The organism is Noviherbaspirillum sp., from assembly GCF_035254685.1.
Classification (GTDB): domain Bacteria; phylum Pseudomonadota; class Gammaproteobacteria; order Burkholderiales; family Burkholderiaceae_D; genus Noviherbaspirillum.
The window spans coordinates 1-25,482 of sequence record NZ_DATFAI010000044.1 but is presented as its reverse complement, the minus strand read 5'-3'; the positions used below and the strand labels follow the sequence as shown (position 1 = coordinate 25,482).

Sequence of the window (25,482 nt, the reverse complement as noted above, 5' to 3'; positions counted from 1 at the left end):
GAACGCATGTCTCTGCCGCATGCGTTCGCGGGCGGGCATCGCCGCTTGTGTTCGCCAAATGCTTCCCCCGTCGCCCTCGCGATCCGACAAGCTTGCTCACCCGGCTGAAAAACCTCACCGATCGCCAGAGAGCTTGTTCTTCTTCAAGTATCCCCATCCTGCTGCGTGCAACAATCGCTTGAACAGGCAAGCAGGCCATCACGGCCGGGCATCGCCGTCGACGACAGCAGGGACGGAATACCATGAATCAGATGCGGGTTCCATTGCCGGATAGCGGTGAGGGAACGAAGTTGGCAGGTGGGGTGTTGCTCACTGACGTAACGGTGCAGCTCCATGAGAACAGTGTTCCTCTCTTTGTGAAGGATGAACTGGAACATCTCTACGAGAGTCTTTACGCAACTCTCGCGCAGTTCCAGAGCAAGCACGATGCTTCGCTCGCGGATGTACACACCTATGTCGCATACCGTGCCGGAAAACCATGCGCTGTTCTGCTGTTCAGGATTCACGGCAGCACCGCGCGCGTTCTCAACGAAGTCATGACCATCGGTGCGGCCGACATCGAACGCTTCGCCAGCCATGTATTCGCGAAGTACAGGTCGGTGTCAGTCATTGCCTTTCACGCCATTCGTTCAGACATCGCGCCGCGGGTATTGCGACACCGGTTCGAAGTCTCGGAAGACATCGTCCTGCCGCTGCCTGCCAGCGAAGACGAATACCTCGCCGCGCTGGGCAAGTCGACGCGCCGTACCGTCAAGTACTACTCCAACAAGTTGAAGCGTGATTTTCCGAGCTTCCAGCACCAGGTCTTCACCGGCGACGACATCACGCGCGAGCAGGTGCGCACCATCGTCGACATGAAGATCGCGCAGATGGAAGAGAAGCATCGGCCGTCTATCCTGAGCGAAGAAGATGTCGATCGGATGTTGCGCACGTTGCGCAGCTACGGCGTCGTCGGCATCGCTACCGTCGACGGCAAGGTCTGCGGCGGCTGGATCTCCTACCGCGTCGGCAGGAATGATTTCATGGACATGTGCGTCTATGACGAGGCTTACCATGAGTACCGGCTGGGAACGCTGTGCTGCTATCTCGCCATCGTCGATTGCATTGCGCACGGCGGAAAGGAGTGCCACTTCCAGTGGGGCCGCGATGAATACAAGTTCCGCTTCCTCGGCGTGCAGCACAACCTCGTCGATCTCGTCATTTACCGTACGCCATTCGCCATGATCGCCCACGCGGGAAAATACTGGCGGTCGGCGGCAAGGCACCTGAAGCGAAAATTCGAGGAAAGGCGAGACCCGCACACGTCATCGTAGAAGGTTGATCGTAACAAATAAAGTCCGTCGGAGCGTACTCGTATAAGCTATTGATTAAAATGGGGAATGAAATTTTCTATGACCGCACGTAAAGTCTGTCGAAAGTGACGTCGGATTATCGTGATACAGCAAGTTTATAAATATAGTCGGTCGGAGCATTGTGGCGTGCGGATTTTGAGGCAGGAGAAGTAGGCGAGATGGTGCATCACCGATACATATTCGCGTTGAACTTAAAAAGCCAGTCCAGTAAATCCCGAATTCCAGTTGTGTCATACATCAGGAATTATTTCAGCCCACTTTCCACATTCCTTGGACTGGCATTCTGGGGGGCTTATAGTTTATAGGCTGCACTGCGTATTCAAGAAATGAATGGCGTCATTTGGTAGTTCTGCAATCAACCGACCGTGGACTTTCAGGGCAACTCCAAATGACTGCCGGGCTGATTAGCGTACGGCGTCGTCGAATGAGTACAGCATGCTGGGATCGTGAAGGCGGTCGAGTTCGCCGAGGTAGGAGTGGATTCCGTCCATTAAGTTTTCGACGCCAGTGTCACAGCGGCTGCCGAGGATCGCATTGATAGCTTTGTCGATATGCTTGTAGGGGCAAAAGTTCGCCAACACCCATTTATGGCCTGCTTGCGCTAGGCATTGCTCAAGAATTTGTTCAAGTACCAGGATACGTCGGGCAAACCGTCTGCAAATCTCGTTCTGGGCCAAGCCCCTTAATGCGCGTTTGTCTCCTGTCAGGAACACACCTTGTGCATCGCCCAAAGTAAGGCTCAGCAAAACGGCTTCACCTTCATCAATTTGTGGTAACGAAGACAGTTCGCTCAGTATTGCTGGATCGGGCGTGCCGGCCACGCCCATTAGCTCCAAATGCTCGATTATTCGAATCGCGGCATCTGCATGGTGGAACACCTTACCATCGGCCTTTTCGCGACAACGCTGTGCACGAAAGCGAAGTGAGCTTACCGTGACGACCTCTTCCCATGCGAAGCCGGTAATCTTCGGGAGCAGCGGAAGTGCATTCCAGTGCGCAAGCTTAGACATTGCATCGACGTCGATATAGAGCATAGTTCGATATGCTTCGACTCAGCCGCTAATTCCCGTGATGCGGCAGACAAGGTCCTGCATGTCCGTCGAAACCAGATCCAAATCGAGGTTGCGCTGCAGTGCCGTTTTCATGATGGATTCGGCATCGGAATCCTCACTCAGGAACCGAAGTGCCGATACAGCGTCTGGCCAGCGCCGCGTGAAAAATGCATACCGTAATACGAGCTGACCACTTTCAATGCCGAGGCTACGAGCAGCTTGGCGGGCGAGAACGGCAATTTCCACGGGGGACGCCCATTGCGGCCATGATCTAACAATACGTTCAACTTCATCACCACCGAGAATCGAAAGTGCAAACTGATCTGCTTGCTGCTCCTGCATATCATTCGTTGAGTCAGCTTCATACTCGGAGTGCTCTTGCAGTGATACGTCCACAATTGATGTGGCGCGATCGAGATGATTGCAACCAATATGGCCGACCTCATGCGCGACGATGAACGCTAGCCAAGCACGCGATGATTTTTTCTTGGAAACGACAATCGTGGGACGGTTGCCAACCTTTATGACCGCCCCGTCCATCTTGCGTATGCCGACTGGCAGATTTGGGAGCGGTATTACGGGGATACCGACATTCCAGCAAGCATCAATCAGCGAGTTCAGTCCAATTAGTCCGTTGCCAGCCGCCCTAACGCTGGCAGCTACCTCGGCAGGTGAGTGGAAATTCCAAGAATATGGCCGAGGCATAGCGGCAACAACGGCATGTGCCAAGGAGGTGGCAATTGCGGTGGCTGCATTGAGGGCTCCGGGTGTTGTGTCGGAGCGGTGCTTGTAAGCGACTGACTCGGCAAGATTGCGTTGACGGACCTGGCCCTGAAGCAACAACGGAAGATCCAAACCCAGACGGCGGCTAATCAGAACACATAGTTCAGCCAAGCCGTCAGGAGTCTTTTCCGCTTCTGTGGACCACCAATCAGGCAGGAGGGCACGTACCTGTGCACGCGTCAGGCCGAACGTCTTGAGCTTGTCATAAATTGTTTTTGCGTTAGTTGTGCTCATGCATCGCCTCCCCTTGGCGAGTCCGAGATCATTGAGACAGCAATTTCCAATGTGGGCTTCAAAGCCCGGATTAGAGGAGCGAGAATCTGGGCACTGCGGAACTCACCATCCCACAGTGACATGATGGCGCTTTCAATTAACTCGCGACCTGCATCGTCGGCGTCGGGAGGTCGCATTATAGCTTGAGTATGCAAATTATGCGTATTATGCGAATTATCGATGTACTCCAGCACCTTTTCCGCGGTTTTTGTGACTGATTTGCGTTCGAACTTCAGAAATCTGCATAACGACGGCTGACTGACGCCGGCACTCTTGGCAAGTGTAAAGACGCAGGTATTCCTTTCCTTGCAAAAGTCTTCAATACGCTTAATTGCGCGCGGCACTTCGGAATCAATACTGGTTGCTTTTCTTGGCATAAACGGCATAATACCGAAATGTCAAAGAATTGTGCAATCTCTCCCAATACAGTTCCTGTTACCGAAGTCGAAATCCGAACGGCGCTTCTGACAGCGATTAAGCGCAAGCGGTCAACACGGCAGCAGATTCAAGAAGAATTCCGGATTGAGCGCGGTGGGGCTCGCATTGATGTTGCCGTCATCGGCAAATCAATGATCGGATACGAAATCAAGAGCGATCTTGATACCTTCGCTAGGTTCTCAAATCAGATTCACGCCTACAACCGAGTTTTCGATCAAATCTATCTCGTATGCGGCCCCTCACATGCCAATGCGGCACTCAGCATCGTGCCAGTTTGGTGGGGCGTGCTTGTAGCAGAAAGGTCAGCCAAAGGAAAGATATCACTGGAAGTCATGCGTGATGCTCAATCCAACCTTCGCCAAGACCCCTTTAGCTTAGCATCGCTACTCTGGAAAGAAGAGGCATTGGCAGTGATCCGGCAAAGCGATCATATTCAACTGCCGAAGGCGGCCTCATCGCACATACTGTGGGAATCGATCGCCTCCGCACTCACCTTGGACGCAGTCAAGACACTCGTTTCAACTGCGTTACTACAACGTCAAGTCAGCAAAGCGTCGGCAGTGAAGACGATATGATGGTTGGTTGCGTCACGGCGCCAAGTCCACGGCACACCATTTTTTTCTCCGCCATTGGCGTCCTTGTGGTACTTCGCATCGCCATAGCAATACTTTTCACCAGAGTATACATCGTCCGAAACGAGCAGTTTGCAAAGGTTGCGTAGTTCACCTCTCGGCGCACCCTTAAATCCCCGACCTTTATATAGTCGCCAGCATCCATCAGCAGCATAGCGGATTGCGATAGAAGGATTCACAGCCTTTGGATCGAGGTCCTCGGGTAATGGGGCCGGATTCGTTACCGTATAGTCTGCGTAACGAAGTGCTCCGAACGCTGCATCCTTTTGGATTTTCTGCCAAATCTGCCACTCAACTCTTGGTAGATCCGTAAAGCCTTGTCGTTTTCCAGTAAGGTTAACCGGAAAGGCGCCGCCGGCTAAGGTGACACTAGCACATCCTGCAGACAGGGCCGCATGCAGATACGGTGTAACGGCTGTTACGCATGCATCGGGGTCTCGGTCGACAAGAGAAAACTGGTCGAGAACGAGATGGACACGGCGTTTTTTTACAAATTTTGCTAACGCGTCAACTCCAGGTTGCACTTGAGACGGATCCATCTCATCGGTGCGCAGCCGGAGTATTACCTCTTCAAATTCGGAGAGTACGGCTATCTGGGTCGTCGTCAAGCTTCCCAATGTCTCAAGCCAGGTTGAGCGAATGACTGGCACGACCTGATGCTCGAGTCGCTTTGTCAATCCGCGGCAAGTCGCCAATAGTAGGCTGACCTGCTTGGCGTAATTTGATGATAAATAGCCAGTATCAATGCATGCTGCCTGTAAGGCTGGAACAGATTTGTTGATTTGTTCGCTCACCTCATCCACATAGGCAGGAAGAGCGGTTTTCAATGAAGGGGTATCGGGCGCTGCGCCGATCGGCTGCAACTCCAGCATGGGTGTTACTCCTTCCCATTGGTCCTCTTTCAAGTAGCGCAGCGCGTCTCGTTCTCCGCGCTTCCACTTCAGCATCGGCATATAGAGCCACGAAAGTGTCACGATATTCCTCCCGAAATTGATGGGAACAAGAAGCTCGCACGGCAAGCATAGTTGGAGTATGTTTGCTAATTTTTTCTCAGAAGAATTTTAAAGCGAGGCGACACTTCGCCCCATACCATATATATGAGATCTAAATTGTTGATGTTCACGTAAAAGTCACCCACTGGGTCAACTTTCGGTGAACGTCAACACTCTAAGACAGCCGCTTTGCACAATCATGGCAGAGTCAATGGCTGCGGCATTTCGCAATTTCAGCTTTCATCCTGAGTTTTTCCTTTCGTCGCATCGCGGTATGCTTTTTGCGCGGACAGCAGTTCTTCCGCAGTTCGCTTTCCTCGCCTTGGCATCTTTAATACCTTTGCTGACTTTGGTTGCATGCCACCGATTTGCGCGCGCTCTCGCGCTATGCGCAACCCATCGCGCTCTTTGGGCGTCAATGAGGCTTCGATTGAAGCTGTTGCAATGTCCGTATCGCGTTGCTTTTGCATTCTTGCCGCAAATGTTGCCTGTGCAGCTTTGGGAAGTTCAAATGGGCACTGGAGATCGCTCCTGGCATATACTCCCGTGATTGCCCCAGCCGCCATTGCCTCGACATCGTCTCGTTGGGATGAAAATTCCGAAGAAAGATAGGCGCGTCGAATGTCTTCAATGTCAACTTTCTTCTTGTTTTCATTTCGAAGCATCCTATAGCTGAACAACAGTAGGTCCACGACCAAACGCTTCAATCCTGCAGAGTAGCGATGAAGGGGCTCTGCGTCGCGATGTGGGTCGATGGCTAACCATGCGCCAGACACTCGAACACATTCTTGAAGATACTTGATCCAGTCGGCATCGTCCGGATCCTCTGGCAAATAAATAATCGGGTTCGCAAGAAGCCGTTGCTTTTCCTCTTGCCGTCGTCGATTCAGCCGATGGCCCAGACTGTAGTTACAAATGAAGACGAGGGGGAGGTGAAGATCACGCAGAAATAGTAACGTTCTGGTAAGGACAGAATTGGCATCATCGCTCTGCGTCATAAATTGGAATTCATCGACAGTGAGAAGCCCAACACCGTCGCGAAAGAGGATGTAGCGACATCGGTCCTTTAGTAGTTTGAGTTGAATTTTGCGTCGCTGTTTGCCCATGCGTTCTTGTAATAACGCGTTTTGGCGCTCCTCGGTCGACATATCAATCTCCAGGAGCGGTTGCAGCATCGAACCCAAAGTCGTGTTGGTCGCCACATCAATGTGCCAGTGGCGTCTCAAGGGGAAGGGCGGCAAACCATGCCCGACGTCGACAGTCGATGCAGGCATCAATAATCTCTCCAGAGCGGCGACCAGCTTGCTCTTTCCACACCCTCCCGGACCAGTCAAACAGATAGTTGGGGGCGTATAGGGATCTTTGGGCGATTCTGCACTGTGTAGACGAGTCCGAAACGATCTGTAATCCGGGTATTTCAATTGGCAATGGGCTGCAGCCATGCCAACAAGGGTAAGCAGAATTTCGCATCCCTTCGTCGTAGGAACATAAATGCTCTCTAGTGTGTGCCGAAGAATGCCCTCCGCCATAGCGGAGGGCATCGCAGAAAGATTCCCCACGGGAGGTGGTGTCAAGCGTACTCTCGCGCGTATGACATCGATAGTCGCCAAATTCAGGAAACGAGCAACCCATGGATTTTCTTCCATTGGAGTCATGGTCGATTTCTCCCGTTGCTCGCGTAGCGTTCTATATCTGCTTGTTCTCGATGTGACGAACGTGTTTTTGTCTTTATTTTTCCTGTTCTTCTTGTTCCTGCATCCCAGGATTTACCCGTCGCCTCCTCAAATCGCTCGCCGGTCTCCGATTTGACGGCACACTTATGCTCTCGAAACGCAGACTGAGTGCTCCGATCATATTCGGCCAATTGCTCCAATTCCAGGAGCGACATGAAAAGTTGCTCCTCATCATCCCGAATTGGAAGCAGGGCCTCAACTTCAATGAGTCGGCCTCCAACCTCGACCCAGGCGTATCGGATTGATAGGTCAAGAATGTAGCCGCCGATTTCGACACGTTGGCCAGATGCAACTCTATCGATGAGGCCCGTCGCCCGTAGCGATGGCGAGTCATACCGCTGACTTCGAAAGTAGATGCCATCGGCGCACGCCGTAAAACACGTCGGGGTCAGAAATTCCCGAACCGCGTCGTCAAACGGCATTGGGCTTGCGTCCGTCCGGGCCCTACAGTCGAGATAGGTCCATATACCGTGAGGAGATGGTGTAATGCCAGCCGCAATCATTTCTGGGGTGCGGCGAGCTGATCCATCCGACGCATTGTTGTCCTGTATTACGCGTAGAATTTCTCGCTTTGCCATTTCTACAGGAGTCAGGTCACTCTGCATATGGGACGGTCGGCCCTCTTGGTGAACCTCCCGAGGATGAGACGACTCAACCGTCGCCTTCGATTGGCCAAAACAAGAGGGTGCAATTTCCCGAATGGGGAATTGTTGTTCGAAGGCTTCGACGAGGGACGATGAGGCGCCAGGGCCACGATCCAAGGTATGCATGGGCGGCAGGCCGAGACACGGCCATTCTTCAGGGTGAATGTCGAGCCCAAACAGGCGGCAGAATTTCACCTTGGAGATGGCCATGCTAAACAATGCCATTTGATAAGCGGTGCGGCGTTCCTTTCCAAGTGAAAATCCAATCCCGGCAATCATGCCGGAGGCGCCGCAGACCCAACGTACTACGCACAGCGAAGGAAGAATGGAACCTTCCAATAGGCCGGACGGATAATCCTCAGTGTAATAGCCATCGGCTTCGCTGCGTTCCAACAAATTCGCCGCGGCTTCAGAGAATTTTCCAGTGGAGGCTGCGATTTTTGTGCGATAGCGTGCATTGCCGTAAACGGAGCGTTGAACTTGCTCCAAGCCGAATTGTTCGATCACCCAATACTTATACATGCCATATGTCGGCCATGGCTTTCCTTCTGGGTGAAAATACCTTTTGCGCCTCTTCCCGTGTTTCGAATCAATAGTTTCGACTTTGCAGCCAAAAGTCAAAATGATGGCCCTTGCATAAATACCCTGCATGGATCTGCCCGCTCGTCGGAATTTGACGTAGGAATCCTGAATTGCCTGGATCATGCCGGCGTCGGCACCATATCCATGCAGTCTGCCTTCCTCGAGGTAGGGCCTGCCGAATTTTTTCCCGGAGAAGCGCTCTTGGCGATCCCACTTTCCAATCCGATGAAAAGGAGGGAGCAATGACCAGGATTCGTTGCCGAATGCAAGATAGGTGAAGAACCACTGGCGCACGCGTGATTCCTTTTGGACTGGTGAGCATGCTCTGGCAAATCGGTTTATTTCGCGCTCGGGGTTTTCTGCGGAGAGAATTTCACCTGTCCTCGCCAAAAGCGGTCGAATGATTGCCAATCGATCCTCTATCCGCTCTTGATGCAGACGTTTTGGAGTGCGCCGTTCGAGGTCTATCAAGGACAAATCGATACCCTCAAGTGCTTCCAGCCATACAGGGAGACTTAGCTGCGTATCCGCGACAACAATGCTTCGCGAGCAGAGCCCATTTTCAAAGTAATCGCGATTCATCATTATCAGGCGGATGTGGGCGCGCCTTTTGTCCTCGAAAATGTGAAGCAGGAGCGTGCGATCACGATCCTTGTCGCTGCGCAGGAAGTGATACGTTTTCCCCTTTTCTAACCTACCATATCCTTCGGGGGCGACAACTTGGATGCCAATATGCATGTCTATCTCCCAAACCAAGGCGCATAGACATCAAGAATGTCCTCTTTTTCGGCGCGAAGGGGACGATCCACCAATATGGGTCGGTTTAGATCGACACGCAGTTTGCGATGCCAGATGGCCTGATAGAGCACCCCAAGGCAGTCATGTCGTTCGCACCGCACTTTCTTCATCAATTGAGGAATTTCATCAATCGGAGGACGTCCCTCTTGAAGGAGTTGCTGCAGGTGGAAAATTATTTCTTCTTGCTGCATAAAACTGATTGACAGTTTTCTCCTATGCCAATTGAAAAGCTGGTGAAGGTTTGCGACAACGTGGGCATGAAGCACATCTTCTGTGATGCGTTGCGTTCGAATACCGGCATCGGTGTAATACGTTTCTTCGATCTTGTGTCGCTGGTCTTCGCGGACGCGCATTCTTTGCTCCTGTGCGTCGTTTCGCCGAAGCGCGCCTACTTTTCGTCGGAAGCCTTCCACATTTTTTTTGATTGTCCAGTTGACGCAATAGACAGACTTTTGCTCATCCTCAAGGAAGAGGAGTAAGTCGCCGACGAACGGAAACGGAATTGTCAGCCAATCTTCTGGATTCTCCGAAGTCCTATCAGTGATGGTTGGATGAACCTCGAGACAGCCAAGCCGCTGCGCGACTTTGACCGTGCCCTCCAGCGACGGTAGTTTCATGCCGGCAGCATAAGGCGAGCCAGCGAGCGGGTGAGGCTGCGGATCTGGCCATAAGATGCGCTGCTCCTGTAGGTCAACTAGCTGGGGGTTGTACATTGCCAGCAACGCTGCAAAACGCTCTGGTTGAGAGAGCACATGGATATCGCGCCGCAAGCGTTCCCAGGTCAAGATTGCCGGGCGCGAGATTTTCGGTGCTTCTTGTGGCGTTGCTCTTATAGCTGGTTGGTAATCGACACCCCAGGCGGGACGCCCTTGACGTTTATGAAAGAGTTTTAGTTTTTCCAGGCTGATAGCGCGCACCATATTCTCTCCGCTATTTAAAGTACGTGTGCAAAAGACGGCATCCGGCGCTAATGCGCTGGATGCAACTAAACGTGCGGGTGAGGGGTGAATTGAAGCGATTGTGAAAGGGCGAGCAAGGGCAGGCCCCACGCTTGACAACGTGCTGCATTCACGGCAAGATGGGCGCGTATCGATAAATACCACGGCACACCTTGAAAAGCCGACTTCTCTTCGCGGGAGGGTCGGCTTTGTGCTTTTCACCCCATACGTGTTTATCCGTCGGGCATTTTCTTCCCCCTTCCTTTCTTTTTTGGTGTTGAACCGTAGCTTGCAAGCGCGACGTGTCTTTTTGATAACGCGTCGGCTGTTGCTAAAAGCCGTGAACAGCTAACTGCGGCGACTTTGTTGAAAAGCCGTTCCTTGGCCTCTTCTCAAACTTCCGCTAGATTCGCTATTTGACACTAATTTCGTCGATTCTTCCAGCATACTGTGGGAACATCTTTTAACTCCCTACATGTGCGAATAATTCGACAGTGACGATTCGATACTGGGAGTTTGCTCTACATGAGACATTCGGCATGCCAAGCGGCGCTGTTTGGAGGCGGCTTGTTGGATTGGTATCCTGACGAGACGTTGTTCAGTCTCGCGAGTCGATACCACGTGGTGAGCGGGAATTTGAGTGCGGCGGCAACCTGTATGCGGCTGTTCGGTCATCCGCAGCGTGGTTCCCAGCACGACCTGCCGGGTCGGATTGATGAATTTGTGCGCCGCACTGGTTCACTACTGGGTGCAGCGCACGAGATTATCGACGAGCGCACACTCTTGCCCTTTTACCTGCCCTTGCGCACTGAGGAAGAGGTTAATTCGGCACGGAGTTCAATGCGTGGCGACAGCATCGGTTCCTTGAAGTATCGACTCGGAATTTTGACTAGTCGCTTTCGTGCCCATCATCCCCTAAAGGCTTGCCCCGATTGTATGGCCGAGGATAGGGAGCAATATCAAGTTACTTATTGGCACCTGTCCCACCAGTACCCCGGAGTATGGATCTGTCCTGTGCATAATGCCTGGCTGCTCGAGGCAACCGAAAAGGCAAACGGCGTAGGACGCTTCCTTTGGTGCTTGCCATCGAACGACAAGCTGGACGAGACATTTCCTGGCCAGCATCTCGAATCCGCGAACACGATTGATTACGTGAGGGCGCTGGCGCACGCGGCGCAAGCTTGGGCCGCTTTGCCACCTGCTTCGATCGACGCCCGACGCCTGCTTGATACCTACTCTCATGCCTTGGGACGTTGTGGATTTCGTTCGGCCAGCGGGCGAATCCGGTTAGAGGGGGTGGCGCGGGCATATGCTCAGGCAGTCGAATCTCTTCGGATGATCCCTGAGTTGACGGCACTGCCATCGTCGGAACATGAGTCAAAGGAACAGGTCGGCAGACTTCTTCGAATGCCTCGAACGGGTACGCATCCTTTGCGCCACCTCACCTTCATTGTATGGCTGTTCGGCTCTTGGGCGGCTTTCTGGGATGCATACTGTCGCGCAGGTGAATCGATATCAGGTCGGCCGGTGCTGCAGGAAAGTCGTACGATACAGGTCGTCGTTGATGACGACAATCGCTCACGCCACGAGGACGCTCTCAATCTCCTGGCGGGAGGATATGCCCTGTCGCACACCGCAAAAATCGTCGGGATGGATGTGACGACGATGATGGCGTGGGCCGCCCAAGCAGGGCTGCAGATCAAGCGACGGCCGAAGACATTAACTTCGGATGTCAAGAAACGTCTCGTTGACGGATTGCGTCGTGGCGAAGATAAGGCGCAACTGGCGACACTGTGTGGCGTTTCACTCGTCACTGTGACTCGAACATTGCGTACCGAGACTGGTTTGCAGCAGGCATGGCATGATGCCCGTTATCAGGCCGCCCGCGAACGTGCGCGGGCCGCATGGCGGGCGGCCACAGAAGAAAATCCCTCCTTGGGTATCAAAGCAATTCGCTTACTGGAGCCAGCCGCCTATGCGTGGCTCTATCGGAATGATCGTGACTGGCTCAACGCACAAACGTGTGACATTCCAAGGCGTGTGCGAGGCAACAACGCAAAGGTTGATTGGAGCGCGCGCGATAGCTCTCTTGCCGATGCCGTGCGGCGTGTCTGTCTTGATTTGGCCAATCGGGGCTGCAAAATCTCTACCATTCAGCATATATACCAGCATCTTCCGGAGCTGCGCCCAAAGCTATCAAAGCTTGAGCGTCTTCCACTGACTCGGCAGGCTATTGAGACCGCTCTTCGACGCGGGAAACGATTCAGTTCGTCGCACCCCCTTCCTTTTTGACTAGCCAACTAGCGCTAGTCGCGCTTCTTGCAATAAATTATGCAAATATGTATATTTCTATGCATGAAAGAGCAAGCTATTCGAAGGCAAGCACTGCAAATTGCACGCCGCTTAAAGTCGGACGACGTCACGCAAGAAGAAATCGCCAAAGCGCTTGGCGTAAGCCAATCGCAAATTAGTCGTGTGCTTGCCGGCCATATCAAGCGCCCAACCCCGCTGTTTCTTGATTTATGTATCTATGCAGAAGGCAGGTTAAAGAAGCCACCTAGATCGCGCGTCTGCGATAACGATGAGTTGATGGGGGCACTGATGGAGGTTTGGGACGGAACGCCACAACATGCACAACTGCTTGCTACGGTCATTCGTAGCCTGGGGGTTTTTTCCAGACGCAACTCTGATCAATGAAGGGAAAGCCATGATCGTTGCCCATCCAAGGGTAGAAGAATATACCGCAGGCCATATTGGACGACTACGGATCTTGAACGGAGCGGCGTCCTCCGTTGAGCTGATAAGAAACCTGGATAGACGGTATGCCACGGAGCGGAAAAAGTGGCATCCAACACCGGTACACCGATTGATTGCGAATCTGCTGCAGGAAGACCCTGAAGAATACGTTAAACGCCATTCGTTATTGCCATTCGACCGATTGGCATATTTTGATAGAGATACAGTCGAAGATTTCAACGTTGCCGCATCAGCGCGACCGCGCACGACGTTATGGCCTCTCCGAAAGTATGCGCATTTCTGTCCATTGTGTATCGAACAGGATCACGCCGTACTTGGCTTTTCTTATTGGCGTCGAATTCATCAGATTCCTGGTATCGATCGGTGCGATCAGCACCACATCCCTCTCTCTTTCGTTACCAGGAACACGGCCTTCGATTTGCCGCCTGATGCCTGGAGAGCACAGGCTCATGTGATTAATGACGACAGGGCGAACCTCGTGAACGAAAACCCGATGGTAAACGGTTATAGTGAAATTGTTAGGCGGCTTCTGGCAGATCCACGAAGGGTGTCGCGCTTTTCCGCCTCGGTTGTTGTTCGTGAATTGGCCGTAGATCATGGCCTACGTGTTGGAACTCTAGGTGTGCACCCGACATTAAGCGATTTCATGAAGGCACATCTTCCTGCTTCCTGGGTGTATGAGCTTTATCCAGCGATGCTTGAAAGGGAAGAAGGAAAATATTTTTGGCCAATTGATGGTGCTTGCTTATCACAGCCAGTGAGCGGCCAGACTTACGCAGTGGCGCTTGCCCTGCTTGCGAAAAATCCCGAGGAAGCGTTGAAACGTCTTTTTGCTCATCCTGATGAAATGCCGACTGTTGAGGAAAAAAGGGTGGCGCAAAACACCTCGCGACGGAGAGTTTACTTGAGGGCATACATCGAGCACCAAGGCAATCACGCTGCGATGGCGAGGGCATTGCAGATTGACGTCGCCGGATTGAATGTAAGGCTGCGTAAACTTGGTCTGCCATCGCTGCATTTTTTGGATGGTCAGAGCCGGTCGTGCGTGCTCAATTTTTTTCGAAGTGCAAGTGTCGAGAGTGTCCAAGCGTGGGCAGAAAAGATGCGTCAACTTCTGCAACGTCAGCCTGATGCAAAGTCCTCGATCTCCTCGTGGCGAGAAGCCGGACTGCTATCATTTGCTTGAGCAAGTATCTACAAGATTCAGCTCAACAAAATACCCGTTCATCACCGTATTCGTCTGTAAAAATTACGTGTCACGCGATTTAGAACTCGCGATCATGGAAAGACCGGACATGGATAATGCCCAAATTGGGTGTGGTACGATGAACGTATAGTGGATTCAGGAATTCTATGAATTACAAGCTTGACAAATTGGTTGGCCGCGATCCGTTGCCTGGCGACGAAGTGGCGTTTGAACGCCTCACGCGTTTGTTCGCTCGCGCCCGCAAGGTGCAACCGGCCGACAGCGAGAAGGTTGCCACCCGCAAATCTAGTCCAGCACTGGTTACCACGTTGCGCAAGGTTGTGGAGTAACCCTCGTCCTCGATGCTGCGTGACCGCGTATCTTCGCATATCGATTGTTTCATTACCTCCTGCAACACGAACTGCAAGCCCTTCTGCTGGATCGCCACAGCCGACCCCATCCTCGAAAAATCAAATCGACTTTGTTCACGTATTAGCGGGACTGGACACTAGCTACCAGCGACCCCTTGTGGGGCGGTCGAGCAAAGCTGACACCAGCACGGTGCAGATGAAATACTCCCGCGTTGAACCCGCATCGATCTGCTCAACCCCATGAATATGGGATAGATTCAGGCCATGCGTTGAGCTCTAATAGTTGATTTGCGGCAATGATCGCAGTCATATCGCTTCTTGCCGTGCTGCTTTTTTTGCCAAGGGAAAAGGCGCGTCGCGCCCCGCACCGGCCGGCAGCCGATGAGGGTTCTGAAAGATGAGTAAAGCGGGTCCGATGAGTGTAAAGAACGTTATCTGGAACGATGCCCGTCCCAATGCCATTGGCGGCGCTCCTATGATGAAAACCGATCGCAAAAGCATGGACGTAACGTGCAACTGCGGGCATAGCTGGACGGCGACCAAGAGCCATATACCCGGTCAACCTGCTGGCTTCTACGAATTCATCGGAGGCGTTGGCGTCGTTTGCCCGAGCTGCGGGCGGCAAGACCAGTTTTCGGATACAGAGGCATCCTAAAGCTGTCGGCAAGTCGGCTCGTGACCATGTGAAAAAGCTCGGATTTCGGTTTCAACCGGCACAAAGCAAGAATTAAAGGAAAAACCGCGCTGGCCGGCTGCCAGTGAATGCCATACAAGGAAGCTGTTACGTCGGAATAAATTCTTAAACAGGTAATAAAATCTAAAACGAGCCAAGTTAAGCCAGTAACAAAATCTTAAACAAAGTTCCGGCAAGCAGAATCACGTAGCGCTGTACGACGCATGTTCGTCGTGCAGCGCTTTGTTTTTGGGGCGTGTGCTGCCTCGGCGTGAATGCTCTTCGCATACACCGGCTGCTTTGTGCCGGCTTCCGGACCATTGCAGTCCCAGAGGGAAATGGAGCAATCGACCCATTGCAGTCGTTCTGTATCGGCTCATTGCTGCGGCTGATTCCGAATAACAACTGCAGATGGCATAGGTAAGTCGGATGGACAAACTACGTCGAATGGGCTGGTACGAGCGCGACGCCGAGGTTAGTCTCCGTTTCTGTTGTACCCCTCGCGCGATTTGACCGCGCCCGCAAAACTTGCTAAATTTTGTCCCCCGGACTAAAGCCTTCCGCTCTCTCGACAACTGCGCATGCCACAAAAACTGGCCACCCGCGCCAGCATGAACTGGCCGCTTCGGTCCGCCATATTCCTGCTCGGCCGATAGTCGCATGCCGTAGCGAACACCTAGTCGAAGTTTTCGACTGCCGACAGGACTACTGTTACCGATGACAGCACGTCATAGGGCTGTTGGATACCTCTAAATTCGCCGGTTTTACTGTCTATCCATAAGTGAGTAATGCTCGGAAACCAGTCAGGATCGACAGGATGTAACGCGTTCGGATTGTGGTACATGACAATGCTGTCCGCCCATGATTCCTCGTATCGTGGATCATCTACGTCGATTGCGAACTCCAGCGGCCGTAGAGCTTCTGGGTCAGGGTTGTACTTGAACCCCTTCCGAATCATCAGAATATCCTTTGAACCCAGCCCCGCCAACTTTCCCATGCGATTGAATTTCGTGATCGTTGCCGCATTGCTGAACAAAACTGCGCTAATATATTTAGCATCGGGATAGTTGAAGAAATTTGACGGAATGGTCTTCCCATTCCAGCTATGCGATTCGACCACTTCAGCTTTGGCAATGTCCTTTCCGTCCCCGTCGAGTTCCAGCCGTGTCCTGAGCCCATATAAAAATTCACTTAATGCAGTTCGTGACCACATCATGGAACCCGGCATGTGGTAATCGTGAACCGCCAGCACAAGTGGCCTACCAGCGACGTGTGGCTTTTCCCAATACTTCTTCTTGAGCTTCGAGAACAGAGGACTGCCAAACTTGATCGGCAAATAGTCGTCGGCCAGGGCCATAACTTCCTCGTGATTTTCAGGTTCATCGGCATCGGGACGATTCTTATCTTGGCTCGGATTCACCGTCACGGCTTCGACAAAGCACTCATCTCCAAACCATGAAAGGTGAAAATCAGGAGCGGGATTGCCTCTTACGAATTCGAACCCTTCTTCGTACAGATAGACGTACAGGTAAAGCTCCCACAGGCGTGCATCAAATCCATGCGTCTGAAACTCCTTAATGTAGTGTCCATCAGGGTCTTTATACGTGTAGACGATTTCGCGGATGAGGTTGCGAGCGGCCTCATAGCGGGGCTCTGAAATCAAGACTTTGAAATACGGATGTAATTCATTGTCGGGGACAACCGGCACGAGAATTTCGTACGGGGCTACTTTCTCATCTCCCTGCGGATAAAGCGCCCGACCGTCATGTTCGTATTTCTTAAACGCTTCCGCCATGGCCTGTATGGCTTGATCCGGCGTTTGATAAAACTCACCGCTCACTTCAATGCAACGGAACATCTTCCGATTGTCGCGGCCGAGGACCAGAAAGCCAAAGTCACCATCGGTCCTGTCGAAGGTGATCAGGCCAAGAATCTTTTTTTCGAACGCCTCAAACCACGCAACCTCTTGAGCCATCACACGAATCAGAGGCTGCCTCGCGTAGCAGTAAGCATTGAACTGAACTCGTGATATCTGTCTCATAGTTGAGCCATGAAGAGGTCATGCGATTGATCGAACATGATCATGGGGGAGTCGAGTTCTGCAAGTTGGAAGAATCCCTTCCCAGCATGTAGTTCCCTGTGAGGTAATTACTTCAAACCGATATCTCTGATCCGGATTCACGTCCTTTAGCGTTACTAACAAAAGCTCGGTCTCTTTCACCAGCGTAAATTGCAGCGTATCCTCAATGAAGTGCTCATCATCGTCCAGCGTCCCTTTTGGATTCCAAACAGCCGCTTGAGGGGAATAGTCCCAGTCAAATGGCCCAAGTTTGCTGCGGAACCAATTCGCAAGATTGCGCGGTTTGGGATCGTAAACGTAACACTTCACGCAATTAACACGATACGGAGTGTCCCGCTGATTAAAAACCATCAACTTCGCTCGCGTTCTTCCGCTGACTTTGACGATACCCAGCGCTTCAACGCTAGGCAGGGTCTCCACCTTTTCGAACGACTGGCGCAAAAAGGCGGACTTTGTGATCTGATACATGCGCCGCGCTTCAATCCACGAAAGTAATGCTGCAACAGCGGCTACAACGCTGATGGCAATCGCTACATCAATGTTCATCGGACACTTTAACCTTCTTCAATTTTCCTACACCTGCACGATTCACGATTGAGGTGATTTACGTTTAAGTCGCTCTTCGTTCCACTTTCGCTCCTCCTCAGCGAGATCAACGCCATCCACGCTCATGAAGAATTCGCGTTGACTGTAACGTTTAAGGCGAACTGCTTCAGGATCATGCCGACAAGGCATTGACAGATCAAGCGGCTCACCGCCGAGTTCGACCACAGTGGCCGACAGCAGGTCGCCCACAAGCTTCCATGCGTCAAAGGCCACTTCAAGCAAGTCTTTGCCGGGGAACTGAGAAATCATCCATGTACGCCATAAGACCGGTGCAGAATCGCAATCCGGCCCAAGACCTCTCCAAAACGAATCAGTGCGGCAAATTTCTTTGTAGCGCTCATATGCGTCGTCCGAACTCTCCCACGGCTCGACACGAAATGGAAAACTGATCTTGATCCGAGAGCCTTCGATGGTGCCGATGCTGCCTCGACTCTCAACATCTAGCATCCCTTGGTGGACTATGAAGTTTCTTCTAAGACGCAAAAGCGAGAAGAGATCGGTAGCAATTAATTCCTTCAGTCGAGGCTTGATTGCCCGCCTTGCGGATTCATGGCGCTCCAAGTTTTTTGTGAGCAGCTCCGGCACGTCCGCGATGGCTCGGATGAATGAATTCAGGGCGTATCGAAAAGGGATCGGATCGTGGTAGTTCCCCTCCATCTGATGAAGATGCCAGTGGCACTCGTGCCAACGGTCGAGCGATGCTTCAATTGGCTGATGGGCGCACGACATCGAGTTCGACTCCTGCGTTCACTATGCTCATCAAACTAGTCCTCGCTCATCAGTTCCGTGATATCGGTTTCCAAGATGGCGGCCAGCTTGCACAGCACGAGCAAGGATGGATTCCCGACGCCACGCTCGATCTGGCTGATGTAGGTTCGGTCGAGATCAGCGCTCAAGGCGAGCGCTTCCTGCGACAGCCCTTTCTGGCCTCGCAGTACCCGAATGTTGACCGCAAGCTGCTTGCGTATCTGATCATATTCCCGTCCCATGCATTGGAGGATGCCGGTGACGAGACTATCAATCCACGGATTATAATCAACAAATGATGACTATAGTCCATATTTGTAGAATATAATCTACAAATCTCGAAGCTGGAGCGACATCATGGGTTGGTACAAAATTGGTGACAGAATTCTGTCGGACTAGGAAATGAACGCCGTGAGCGGCGAATTCCTCGATATGGCGATACCGTCCATCGTGACCGGCATCGGCGTCTGGCTGCTGACTATGCTATTGCCGAGATTTCACTTCTTCGTTGTGCACACCACGACGACCAAGCTGATCTATGTAGGATGTGGCTTTGCGATCTTTGTGATGAGCTACGCTTACCGCAAGCTGATTGCGGTCCTCGGCGTGATCGCGTTCTTCGGCTTGATCCTTTTTTGCGTAGGCATGGCCTTCTTGGAATGGGCGATCAAGTAACAGGCTTAGGCACACACCATAAGACTCACCAGACGCCGTCTATCGATGGCGCACGCAGAGTCAGCTTCTTTGTCGGGCCGTGGCTGTCTGCTAATGCGATTTCCTTGAGTGGCTTCGGTGGCCTGCGATACCAAGCCATACAGGCATTCATCAGATCAAGAAACTGAACTGACTGACCATCGATGAGCGACTCGGTGAGGGCGTGATCGTGGCTGGCGAAGAACTCCCCGGCATGTTGAACCTCGCTGAGGCTGCCTTTTCGATCACTTAGACGCTTTTGCAGCATCCGGCGAGGAACAGGCCAGTCAACTCCGTCTTGGCGCAATGCGACACCCATGATCGGGGCCATGAAATCGATTAGCCAACCATTGCACTCAACCCATGCATGAAACGCCTTTTCATCATTCACGAAAATGCCGTTTTCATCACGACCATATACAACTACGTTCGCCCGCTGCTCGTCAACCATGAGCGCCATGCAGCCAGCACTGATCGTTGCAGGCAGATTGTGATGTTCTCGTAGGATGTTTGCCCCAACAGCCGCAAAAAAGATGCATGCGCGGTGCGTAACGGCGATGCTGGATGCCTCAAGCACGCTATAAATGACCTGATAGATTCGTTGGTAATCCAGCAGCGGTAGCAGAGGTCGTGAATTCATATCTTGGTAGCTCCGTCTAGCTTTCGATGAACGTAGGACAGGATTCCAAATACATCAATCGCGTCCTGCTCCGGCATTGCCCAAGTCGTCTTCGGTGCATGGGCGACAGGATTCCGTATCGCACCAAAGATGCCGACCAGCATGTTGGCAATTCCCTTCTGCTCGCTCAGCTCGGTGTCTGTCTTGAGCGAGTTAATAGCTAAGATTGGCGTCTTCACCGAAAAAACAGCATTCACGAGTTCAGCACCGTCTGATCCAAGTCCTGACATGAGCCGAAGTCGTTCGGCCACGCCCTTGACAGCTTCGAGCACCGCATGGAAATAGTTTTCTTCCAGTAGCTCGGCCTTGCAATACTTGAGTACCTCTGTGTGGATGCCACGGTTCTCAAGCAGGGACCGCAGTCGGCCAGCACGAGCGCGAGCACCATCTACCGTCGATTCCCGCGTCGAATGCGCGACTTTGCCATCATCTCGCACCCTGTATCCAGTGAACGCAAGAGCAACGTTGAGACCATCCCGACGCCAATGAAAAAGCTCCGGGGCGGAAACATACTTAGCCGGGGCCATGGCTTTGTTAATGAATTGGATGAGGAAATTGCCCGCTTGGACTTGGTTCTGCTTTTCAGCCAAAGCGTTGTATAAGCGCTTCCACTTTGTCATTGATGGAGCGGTGTCGGCGACGCCAATTTCCAGCAATAGCTGGCCGATTTCGCTACCGGTCAGGCCATTCGCGGTGTCGCCCAGCACTTTGCAGGCTGCTTCAAGCTCGGCCGAGGCAAAACAAGGAAGGTTTGCCATGGCTAGCCGTTTTGATTATTGGCAGGCATCATGGATAGGCATACCCGAGATAGATTCTTTGGTCAGTGAGTGGCGTCTTTTCGATCATAACCACCCGCGACATCCCTGCCATTGATGTCTGAATCTTGATTGCATCCACCAGTTCGGTCGACAGGCGACCATCGCGCGGTGGTGATGCCGAAACAAGAATTAGAGCGTTGGGGCGGGCCAAACCCTTGTCGGATTCGCTGAAAGTTAAAGCTACTTTTTGGTACTCAGCCGATGCAGGACCGCGCGCGGCACCGCATGAGACGGAGCCAGCAGCAATGGGGGAATTTGTACTTGCAGCCAAGGCTACGGGTGGGCTCGACCTACCGGCCGTGTCACCGCCACAAATGGCCGCGAACGTCGCAGGATCGAGGTTAACCGCCCGAAACGCACTGTTGGTAGCGCACGCCGACATCAATGACGACAGCGTCAAACAAAACAGAATCTTACGCATGAAGCTCCCTATATAGTAAGCCCTTCCATATTTCTGAAGGGCGCTAGTCAGTTCTGATCACGCACCTTCATTTCGATAAAGTGCAGCAGGGATCGAATCAAGTTAATGAGAAACATTGCTTCGGCTTGAGGCATGACTTCCTCGTTAGGGTGTGCAACGCTGGCATTGTTTCTCAGGGTGTTGACGGCATCGATGATCGTGGCGGTTCCTTTGAAGACCATCCCGACCTCATTTGATCGCGGTCCGTCATACAAAAGCTTGGGATGCTGCTCGCGCAATTTCTTGAAGACCGACGTCATCTTTTCGCCGGGCTCAACAACAATGCCGGCCTCACGGCAAAGGACATTCAGGTAGCCATGGAACGCCGTATGCACTCGGTCCAGTGCGCTCGTTGCACCTTGGCCGGACGCGATCAACTTGTCAGCATCCTCAAGAGCGCGTTCCACTGTGCTCGACGAAACACTCAAGCTGGGCGATTCAACCGCCTCAGGCATGTCTTCAGTATTCAAGCGCGCAGCAATGAAACGGATATAGCCATTGGGCAGCAAGTCAGTGGAGACGTTTGCGATCTGGCGGTAAATTTGTTCTGATCCACGGTCGCCAATCTGCTCGCCAAGTTGTGCATATTCCTCAAAGCCTACTGTGACGAGCAACACGCAAAATTCGTCGCCAAAGGAGTTCGTAGCAGCTTCCACTGTGAAAGGCATAGATTCCAACCTCTCTGCGGATTCAAAACTTCCTTTATGCCGGAGTAGCTTGACTATCGATGGCTTTAAGCGTTGCCATTGATTTTCCGGCAAAGCTGGCCCTAAAAGATCAATTTCCCCCGACCCACTCCCTGAATAGAGTTGCAGCATTTAGACGAGCCCAATTAAATTTGTCGGAATATCAACTATACGCCAGTAAGTGGTGTCGGCGAGGCAATCTTTCAAGTGGTGGGTTGAACGAACGAGTCGTTGCGCCAACCCACCCATCGCTTATTTGGCTTTTGCCTTGGTCATGCGCATTGACTCACCTCGCAGCTTGATCAAATGCGCTCCACTGACAATGCGGTCGATTATGGCGTCCCCAACGGTAGGTTCCGAGGAGGAGCACGCTGAGGCGTTCTTCCGTCGCTTCGTGGGAGGTGCTAGCCATGCGTGACCACAAATATGACCAAGACGAGCGCGAGGAAGCGCGTTGTGACGCATGTGGGGGCGAGACAGGCGAATCGGACTTCGAGGACATCGACGACGAATTCAATCCTGACGAGCCAATGTGTCCCGCGTGCCAAGCCGCGAGGAGGCAGCGCAACCAGTGTTGCGAATATTGCGACGAGCCCGCCGAGTATGAAACAGACTCGGGCTTTCTCTGCTGCGAACATCATTCACAGTATGTTGACGGCTATGTAAGCCGCGACTGACACAAGGGCTGCGGTGACGCAGCCCTCTTCACTTGTACGCTGTACACGACACAAAACGCTGCGGTAATACCAAATCTGTCTAGTCCGTCAAGCGGTGAATGTCGCATGATGGCCGACACGGCGTTAGCGCTCTTCGTGCGCGCCGGCAGCTTTATGCCAGGTTCCGGGCCATTTCAGTCCTACAGGGAACTGGAGTAGTCGACCTGAAGTAGACGGTGGCTCGGTCCGTCCACAGGAATGGTGACGCCCTACGCTGCACCAGCCAATGCTCCAAGGATGCAGCAGGTGAAGAGTTCAAATTCGACGCTGCACGGCCCTGATCGGTGAAATAAAAATATACAGACAGGATTTTTTCTCGCAGAATTTTCGCTCTAACCCGGGCGCGCTGCATGGTCTGCAGCGCGTTCGTTTGTAGGAGTACTACCCATGGCCGAAAACACTAAAGAAATGGAAACGCGGCGCTGCATCTATTGCGATTCCCACAAACCGGTGGGCGAGTTCACGCTCGAGCACATCTTCTCGGATGCAATGGGCGGCAACATTGCCCCGGACCTGTTTAAGACAGACGATGTCTGCAGCCGATGCAATTCTGTTATGGGGATGTTCGTTGACGGCCCCTTCATCCGCAGCTTCTTCTATCGCAACGAGCAGGCCCAGGCGGTGCGGCCTTTCGTCGATCTGAATGATTTGAAGTCGTGGATGCCATTCAATTATATGGGGCGTAATCAGTCCATGACGTTCGGCGAGAACGAAGTGTGTGAAATCTGGTCCGGCCCATATGGCGAGCATGTCTACCACATCCATGAAAATGATAACGAGCGATTCGACGCATACGCCGGCGGGGATCCCATTGCGCGGCGGAAGGATCCCGGCCGTGCGTACCTATTTTTGACGGTCACCGAGCCGCTCAAATATTCGCTCACCATTCGGTCATTCATGCTCCAGTTCAAGAAGGCAGCACGTTACGCCGGCAACTTCGAGGTCCAGCAAGACGATACAGAAGCTGGAGTGGTCCGCCAAATCCCGGCCGAACTTCAAGCCGAATACGAGATGCTGAGCCGTAAGGCCATGGCGGGAGACACATGGAACCAGCGTCTTACCATAACGATCGGTGTCGAGGAGCGCTGGTTGGCCAAGTTGGCGCGTGGCCTGGGCTACAAACTGTTCGGTCCGGAGTACCTCGACAGCAGCCACGGCACCAAGATGCGGCAAGTGCAGTGGGAACAAGACCGGCAGAAAAGAGCTGCGCTCATGCGAGGCTCACGGCTGTTCAGTGAGACCAGCAAGGAGCTTGCTGGTCTCACAGGTCTGTCTGGCGCACACTCGATCTTGCTTCTGGCGATCCGTGAGGACTTTGTCGCCGTGGTCACACTCCCAGCGGGAGACATGATCTCTGTTGTGGTTTCGGACGAACCTCGACTTTGGGCCGACAGCCGCTTCGATATTTACCGTCATGGGGTCCTATACGCGCTTGCGCCACAGGTGAATATATCCATCGGGCCTATCGCGTTTCCCGACTTCTTGGCGAACCGTCAGGGGCACGTCCAGCTCCCCGCGATCGAGGCTTTCGAAGCGCGACGCTTGACGGGCAACGCCTAGCACCTAGTCGCGCTCCTTACGTTCCACAAGCCCAACCACATCGCTGGCTCGGCGCACGCCCCATCCAGCCGCTTCGGCAGCGTCGAGCTTGTCCTATGCTTGACAGTTCCAGATGGTTGCCTAATACTGCGTAGGCAGGCGTCCGCCTGAGTTTCGAGTGACTCAAAACCGACAGCTTTACCCAAAGTCTACCTTTCTGTGATCCATGCGTTCTCGCTGGCGCTGGGCACTTAAGCACTCGATGTCCGCGCTGAACTTGGAGATACGTATGCATCCGCTTTTTTCCCAAATTGCCTTTGCTTGCCGCACGCTATGCAATCAACAAGGCGTGACGTTGTCCTACGGGCACGTTCAGCAGTTGCTTGCCGCTGTGATTGGTTATTCGACGCTTGCTGGCTACCAAGCTGCCTCAGCCCAGGACCAGTCTTTCGATGCCTCTCATCTCGTGCTCGACGAGGCACTCTTCGCGACTCGCTTTCACCAGCTTGGGTGCGGCGCCGCGCCCGATGTCGTAGGTGCTGCGCTTTGGGAAGCGTTGAACGCCGCGTTGACCGAGACGCAGGTCCACAGGAACACTGAAAGCTTCGGGGTCTATCTGCAGGAATTTGTTGACGCGGAGATTACTGATGACGACGCAGTAACTTCGCAAACGGCGATGACAAACGGAGAGATGCCTATGGCCGAGGTTCCTGTCGAGGTCAGTGACGCCGATATTGCAAACGGAGCTAATTGGCTTCAGTTCCCGCTGGAAGGCGTTGTCACCGTCGATCAGGATCAGGAGCGCGTGTTCTACGGCGATACAGTCGATGTGGAAGGCACGCTGCAGCTGAAGCGCATGGGCGAGCGCGCCTTCGGCGAGCCCGAAATCTTCGTGAACTCTGCGGGTCTGCGCTGGCTGGGAGAGGAGGCCTAGTGTAACCGTTTGGCAGTCGGCTGTCCTAATTGATGGTTCAGCTCGGACGGCCGGCGCTATTGGAAATGTGTTGGGACGACCGAGTACATATCAAACGGGGGCTGTGGCATTCGCCAATGTAGCGACGAGGTTCGCTTGCTTGTTCGAGGCCGCCAGTGGCGTAGTGCTGCCTACTGACTGCTTCTGGCGTGCGCCGTGATAAGGCGGTGTTGTTCCAGTGGGTGCAAGCCCCACCCGGCGAAGTGCTCCTGCCGGAAGCAACCGGAGCAGTCGTGAAGGCAACGAAGCGGCTGAAGCCTTCGGTGAAGCGTGTCACAAAA

Annotated in this window: 25 protein-coding genes; 10 read left to right on the top strand and 15 right to left on the bottom strand. The window is 53.0% G+C overall.

Translation table 11 applies throughout. The annotated features are described in order from the left end of the window. Positions 1-242 precede the first annotated feature (242 nt). Complete coding sequence (locus VJ698_RS20740; protein ID WP_324104715.1) at positions 243-1,313, top strand: GNAT family N-acetyltransferase; 1,071 nt, start codon at positions 243-245, stop codon at positions 1,311-1,313. Between the two features lie 443 nt (positions 1,314-1,756). Here the strand turns inward: VJ698_RS20740 and VJ698_RS20735 are convergent, their stop codons facing one another. Genes VJ698_RS20735 through VJ698_RS20725 form a run of 3 tightly spaced genes read right to left on the bottom strand, consistent with a single transcriptional unit; the run spans position 1,757 to position 3,837 of the window. After that, entirely contained in the window at positions 1,757-2,386 is a 630-nt protein-coding gene (locus VJ698_RS20735) for a hypothetical protein (RefSeq protein ID WP_324104714.1), read from the bottom strand. Between the two features lie 18 nt (positions 2,387-2,404). Then, entirely contained in the window at positions 2,405-3,421 is a 1,017-nt protein-coding gene (locus tag VJ698_RS20730; RefSeq protein WP_324104713.1) for a hypothetical protein, read from the bottom strand. Beyond that, on the bottom strand, positions 3,418-3,837 hold the full coding sequence (locus VJ698_RS20725; RefSeq protein WP_324104712.1) for a hypothetical protein: 420 nt from the start codon (positions 3,835-3,837) through the stop codon (positions 3,418-3,420). The genes VJ698_RS20730 and VJ698_RS20725 overlap by 4 nt, the downstream gene beginning before the upstream one ends. Positions 3,838-3,855: 18 nt before the next feature. On the opposite strand from VJ698_RS20725, the gene VJ698_RS20720 reads away from it, so the two are divergent. Beyond that, complete coding sequence (locus VJ698_RS20720) at positions 3,856-4,473, top strand: sce7726 family protein (protein ID WP_324104711.1); 618 nt, start codon at positions 3,856-3,858, stop codon at positions 4,471-4,473. Here the strand turns inward: VJ698_RS20720 and VJ698_RS20715 are convergent. The 4 genes from VJ698_RS20715 to VJ698_RS20700 all read right to left on the bottom strand — a co-directional run bounded on the left by VJ698_RS20715 (position 4,437) and on the right by VJ698_RS20700 (position 10,199). Further along, positions 4,437-5,504, bottom strand: a complete 1,068-nt coding sequence (locus VJ698_RS20715) for a beta family protein (protein ID WP_324104710.1) — start codon at positions 5,502-5,504, stop codon at positions 4,437-4,439. The genes VJ698_RS20720 and VJ698_RS20715 overlap by 37 nt on opposite strands. 251 nt (positions 5,505-5,755) lie before the next feature. After that, a complete protein-coding gene (locus VJ698_RS20710; protein WP_324104709.1) occupies positions 5,756-6,796 on the bottom strand; it encodes a hypothetical protein in 1,041 nt (346 codons plus the stop codon). A gap of 377 nt (positions 6,797-7,173) precedes the next feature. Further along, positions 7,174-9,219, bottom strand: a complete 2,046-nt coding sequence (locus VJ698_RS20705; RefSeq protein WP_324104708.1) for a hypothetical protein — start codon at positions 9,217-9,219, stop codon at positions 7,174-7,176. 2 nt (positions 9,220-9,221) lie between these two features. Next, positions 9,222-10,199: a hypothetical protein gene (locus VJ698_RS20700; protein ID WP_324104707.1), complete on the bottom strand. Its 978-nt coding sequence runs from the start codon at positions 10,197-10,199 to the stop codon at positions 9,222-9,224. 543 nt (positions 10,200-10,742) lie between these two features. Between VJ698_RS20700 and VJ698_RS20695 the strand changes: the two genes are divergently transcribed. The 4 genes from VJ698_RS20695 (at position 10,743) to VJ698_RS20680 (ending at position 14,510) form a co-directional block, all read left to right on the top strand. Further along, positions 10,743-12,509: a TnsD family Tn7-like transposition protein gene (locus tag VJ698_RS20695; RefSeq protein ID WP_324104706.1), complete on the top strand. Its 1,767-nt coding sequence runs from the start codon at positions 10,743-10,745 to the stop codon at positions 12,507-12,509. Positions 12,510-12,572: 63 nt separating this feature from the next. Continuing rightward, entirely contained in the window at positions 12,573-12,914 is a 342-nt protein-coding gene (locus VJ698_RS20690; protein ID WP_324104705.1) for a helix-turn-helix domain-containing protein, read from the top strand. Between the two features lie 10 nt (positions 12,915-12,924). Next, the gene (locus VJ698_RS20685; protein ID WP_324104704.1) at positions 12,925-14,160 is read left to right on the top strand and encodes a TniQ family protein; all 1,236 of its coding nucleotides are present in this window, start codon (positions 12,925-12,927) and stop codon (positions 14,158-14,160) included. Between the two features lie 167 nt (positions 14,161-14,327). After that, positions 14,328-14,510: a hypothetical protein gene (locus VJ698_RS20680; protein WP_324104703.1), complete on the top strand. Its 183-nt coding sequence runs from the start codon at positions 14,328-14,330 to the stop codon at positions 14,508-14,510. A 1,370-nt stretch (positions 14,511-15,880) separates the two neighbouring features. Here the strand turns inward: VJ698_RS20680 and VJ698_RS20670 are convergent. The 4 genes from VJ698_RS20670 to VJ698_RS20655 form a co-directional block, all read right to left on the bottom strand. Then, positions 15,881-17,179: a hypothetical protein gene (locus VJ698_RS20670; RefSeq protein WP_324104702.1), complete on the bottom strand. Its 1,299-nt coding sequence runs from the start codon at positions 17,177-17,179 to the stop codon at positions 15,881-15,883. Positions 17,180-17,263: 84 nt separating this feature from the next. After that, positions 17,264-17,830 (bottom strand): hypothetical protein, encoded by a 567-nt coding sequence (locus VJ698_RS20665; RefSeq protein ID WP_324104701.1) that lies wholly within the window; start codon positions 17,828-17,830, stop codon positions 17,264-17,266. A gap of 42 nt (positions 17,831-17,872) precedes the next feature. Further along, a complete protein-coding gene (locus tag VJ698_RS20660) occupies positions 17,873-18,619 on the bottom strand; it encodes a hypothetical protein (protein ID WP_324104700.1) in 747 nt (248 codons plus the stop codon). A gap of 35 nt (positions 18,620-18,654) precedes the next feature. After that, entirely contained in the window at positions 18,655-18,879 is a 225-nt protein-coding gene (locus VJ698_RS20655; protein WP_324104699.1) for a helix-turn-helix transcriptional regulator, read from the bottom strand. A 169-nt stretch (positions 18,880-19,048) separates the two neighbouring features. On the opposite strand from VJ698_RS20655, the gene VJ698_RS20650 reads away from it, so the two are divergent. Next, positions 19,049-19,312, top strand: coding sequence for a hypothetical protein (locus tag VJ698_RS20650; RefSeq protein WP_324104698.1), 264 nt, complete (start codon positions 19,049-19,051; stop codon positions 19,310-19,312). Positions 19,313-19,337: 25 nt separating this feature from the next. Here the strand turns inward: VJ698_RS20650 and VJ698_RS20645 are convergent, their stop codons facing one another. From VJ698_RS20645 to VJ698_RS20630, 4 genes are read right to left on the bottom strand one after another with little or no spacing between them, the layout of a single operon-like run. Continuing rightward, complete coding sequence (locus VJ698_RS20645) at positions 19,338-19,970, bottom strand: DUF2026 family protein (protein WP_324104697.1); 633 nt, start codon at positions 19,968-19,970, stop codon at positions 19,338-19,340. Continuing rightward, positions 19,967-20,767 carry a TIGR02391 family protein gene (locus tag VJ698_RS20640; RefSeq protein WP_324104696.1) on the bottom strand — a complete coding sequence of 267 codons (801 nt, stop codon included), beginning with the start codon at positions 20,765-20,767 and terminating at the stop codon, positions 19,967-19,969. The genes VJ698_RS20645 and VJ698_RS20640 overlap by 4 nt, the downstream gene beginning before the upstream one ends. A 28-nt stretch (positions 20,768-20,795) precedes the next feature. Continuing rightward, positions 20,796-21,248 (bottom strand): hypothetical protein, encoded by a 453-nt coding sequence (locus VJ698_RS20635; protein ID WP_324104695.1) that lies wholly within the window; start codon positions 21,246-21,248, stop codon positions 20,796-20,798. A gap of 47 nt (positions 21,249-21,295) precedes the next feature. Further along, positions 21,296-22,105 carry an abortive infection family protein gene (locus tag VJ698_RS20630; protein ID WP_324104694.1) on the bottom strand — a complete coding sequence of 270 codons (810 nt, stop codon included), beginning with the start codon at positions 22,103-22,105 and terminating at the stop codon, positions 21,296-21,298. Positions 22,106-22,383: 278 nt separating this feature from the next. Here VJ698_RS20630 and VJ698_RS20625 point away from each other — a divergent pair, with 278 nt between their 5' ends. The 3 genes from VJ698_RS20625 to VJ698_RS20615 all read left to right on the top strand — a co-directional run bounded on the left by VJ698_RS20625 (position 22,384) and on the right by VJ698_RS20615 (position 25,162). Next, a complete protein-coding gene (locus tag VJ698_RS20625) occupies positions 22,384-22,650 on the top strand; it encodes a hypothetical protein (RefSeq protein ID WP_324104693.1) in 267 nt (88 codons plus the stop codon). Positions 22,651-23,076: 426 nt separating this feature from the next. Further along, positions 23,077-24,249, top strand: coding sequence for an HNH endonuclease (locus tag VJ698_RS20620; RefSeq protein ID WP_324104692.1), 1,173 nt, complete (start codon positions 23,077-23,079; stop codon positions 24,247-24,249). 268 nt (positions 24,250-24,517) lie between these two features. Next, complete coding sequence (locus VJ698_RS20615; protein ID WP_324104691.1) at positions 24,518-25,162, top strand: hypothetical protein; 645 nt, start codon at positions 24,518-24,520, stop codon at positions 25,160-25,162. Positions 25,163-25,482: the final 320 nt, after the last annotated feature.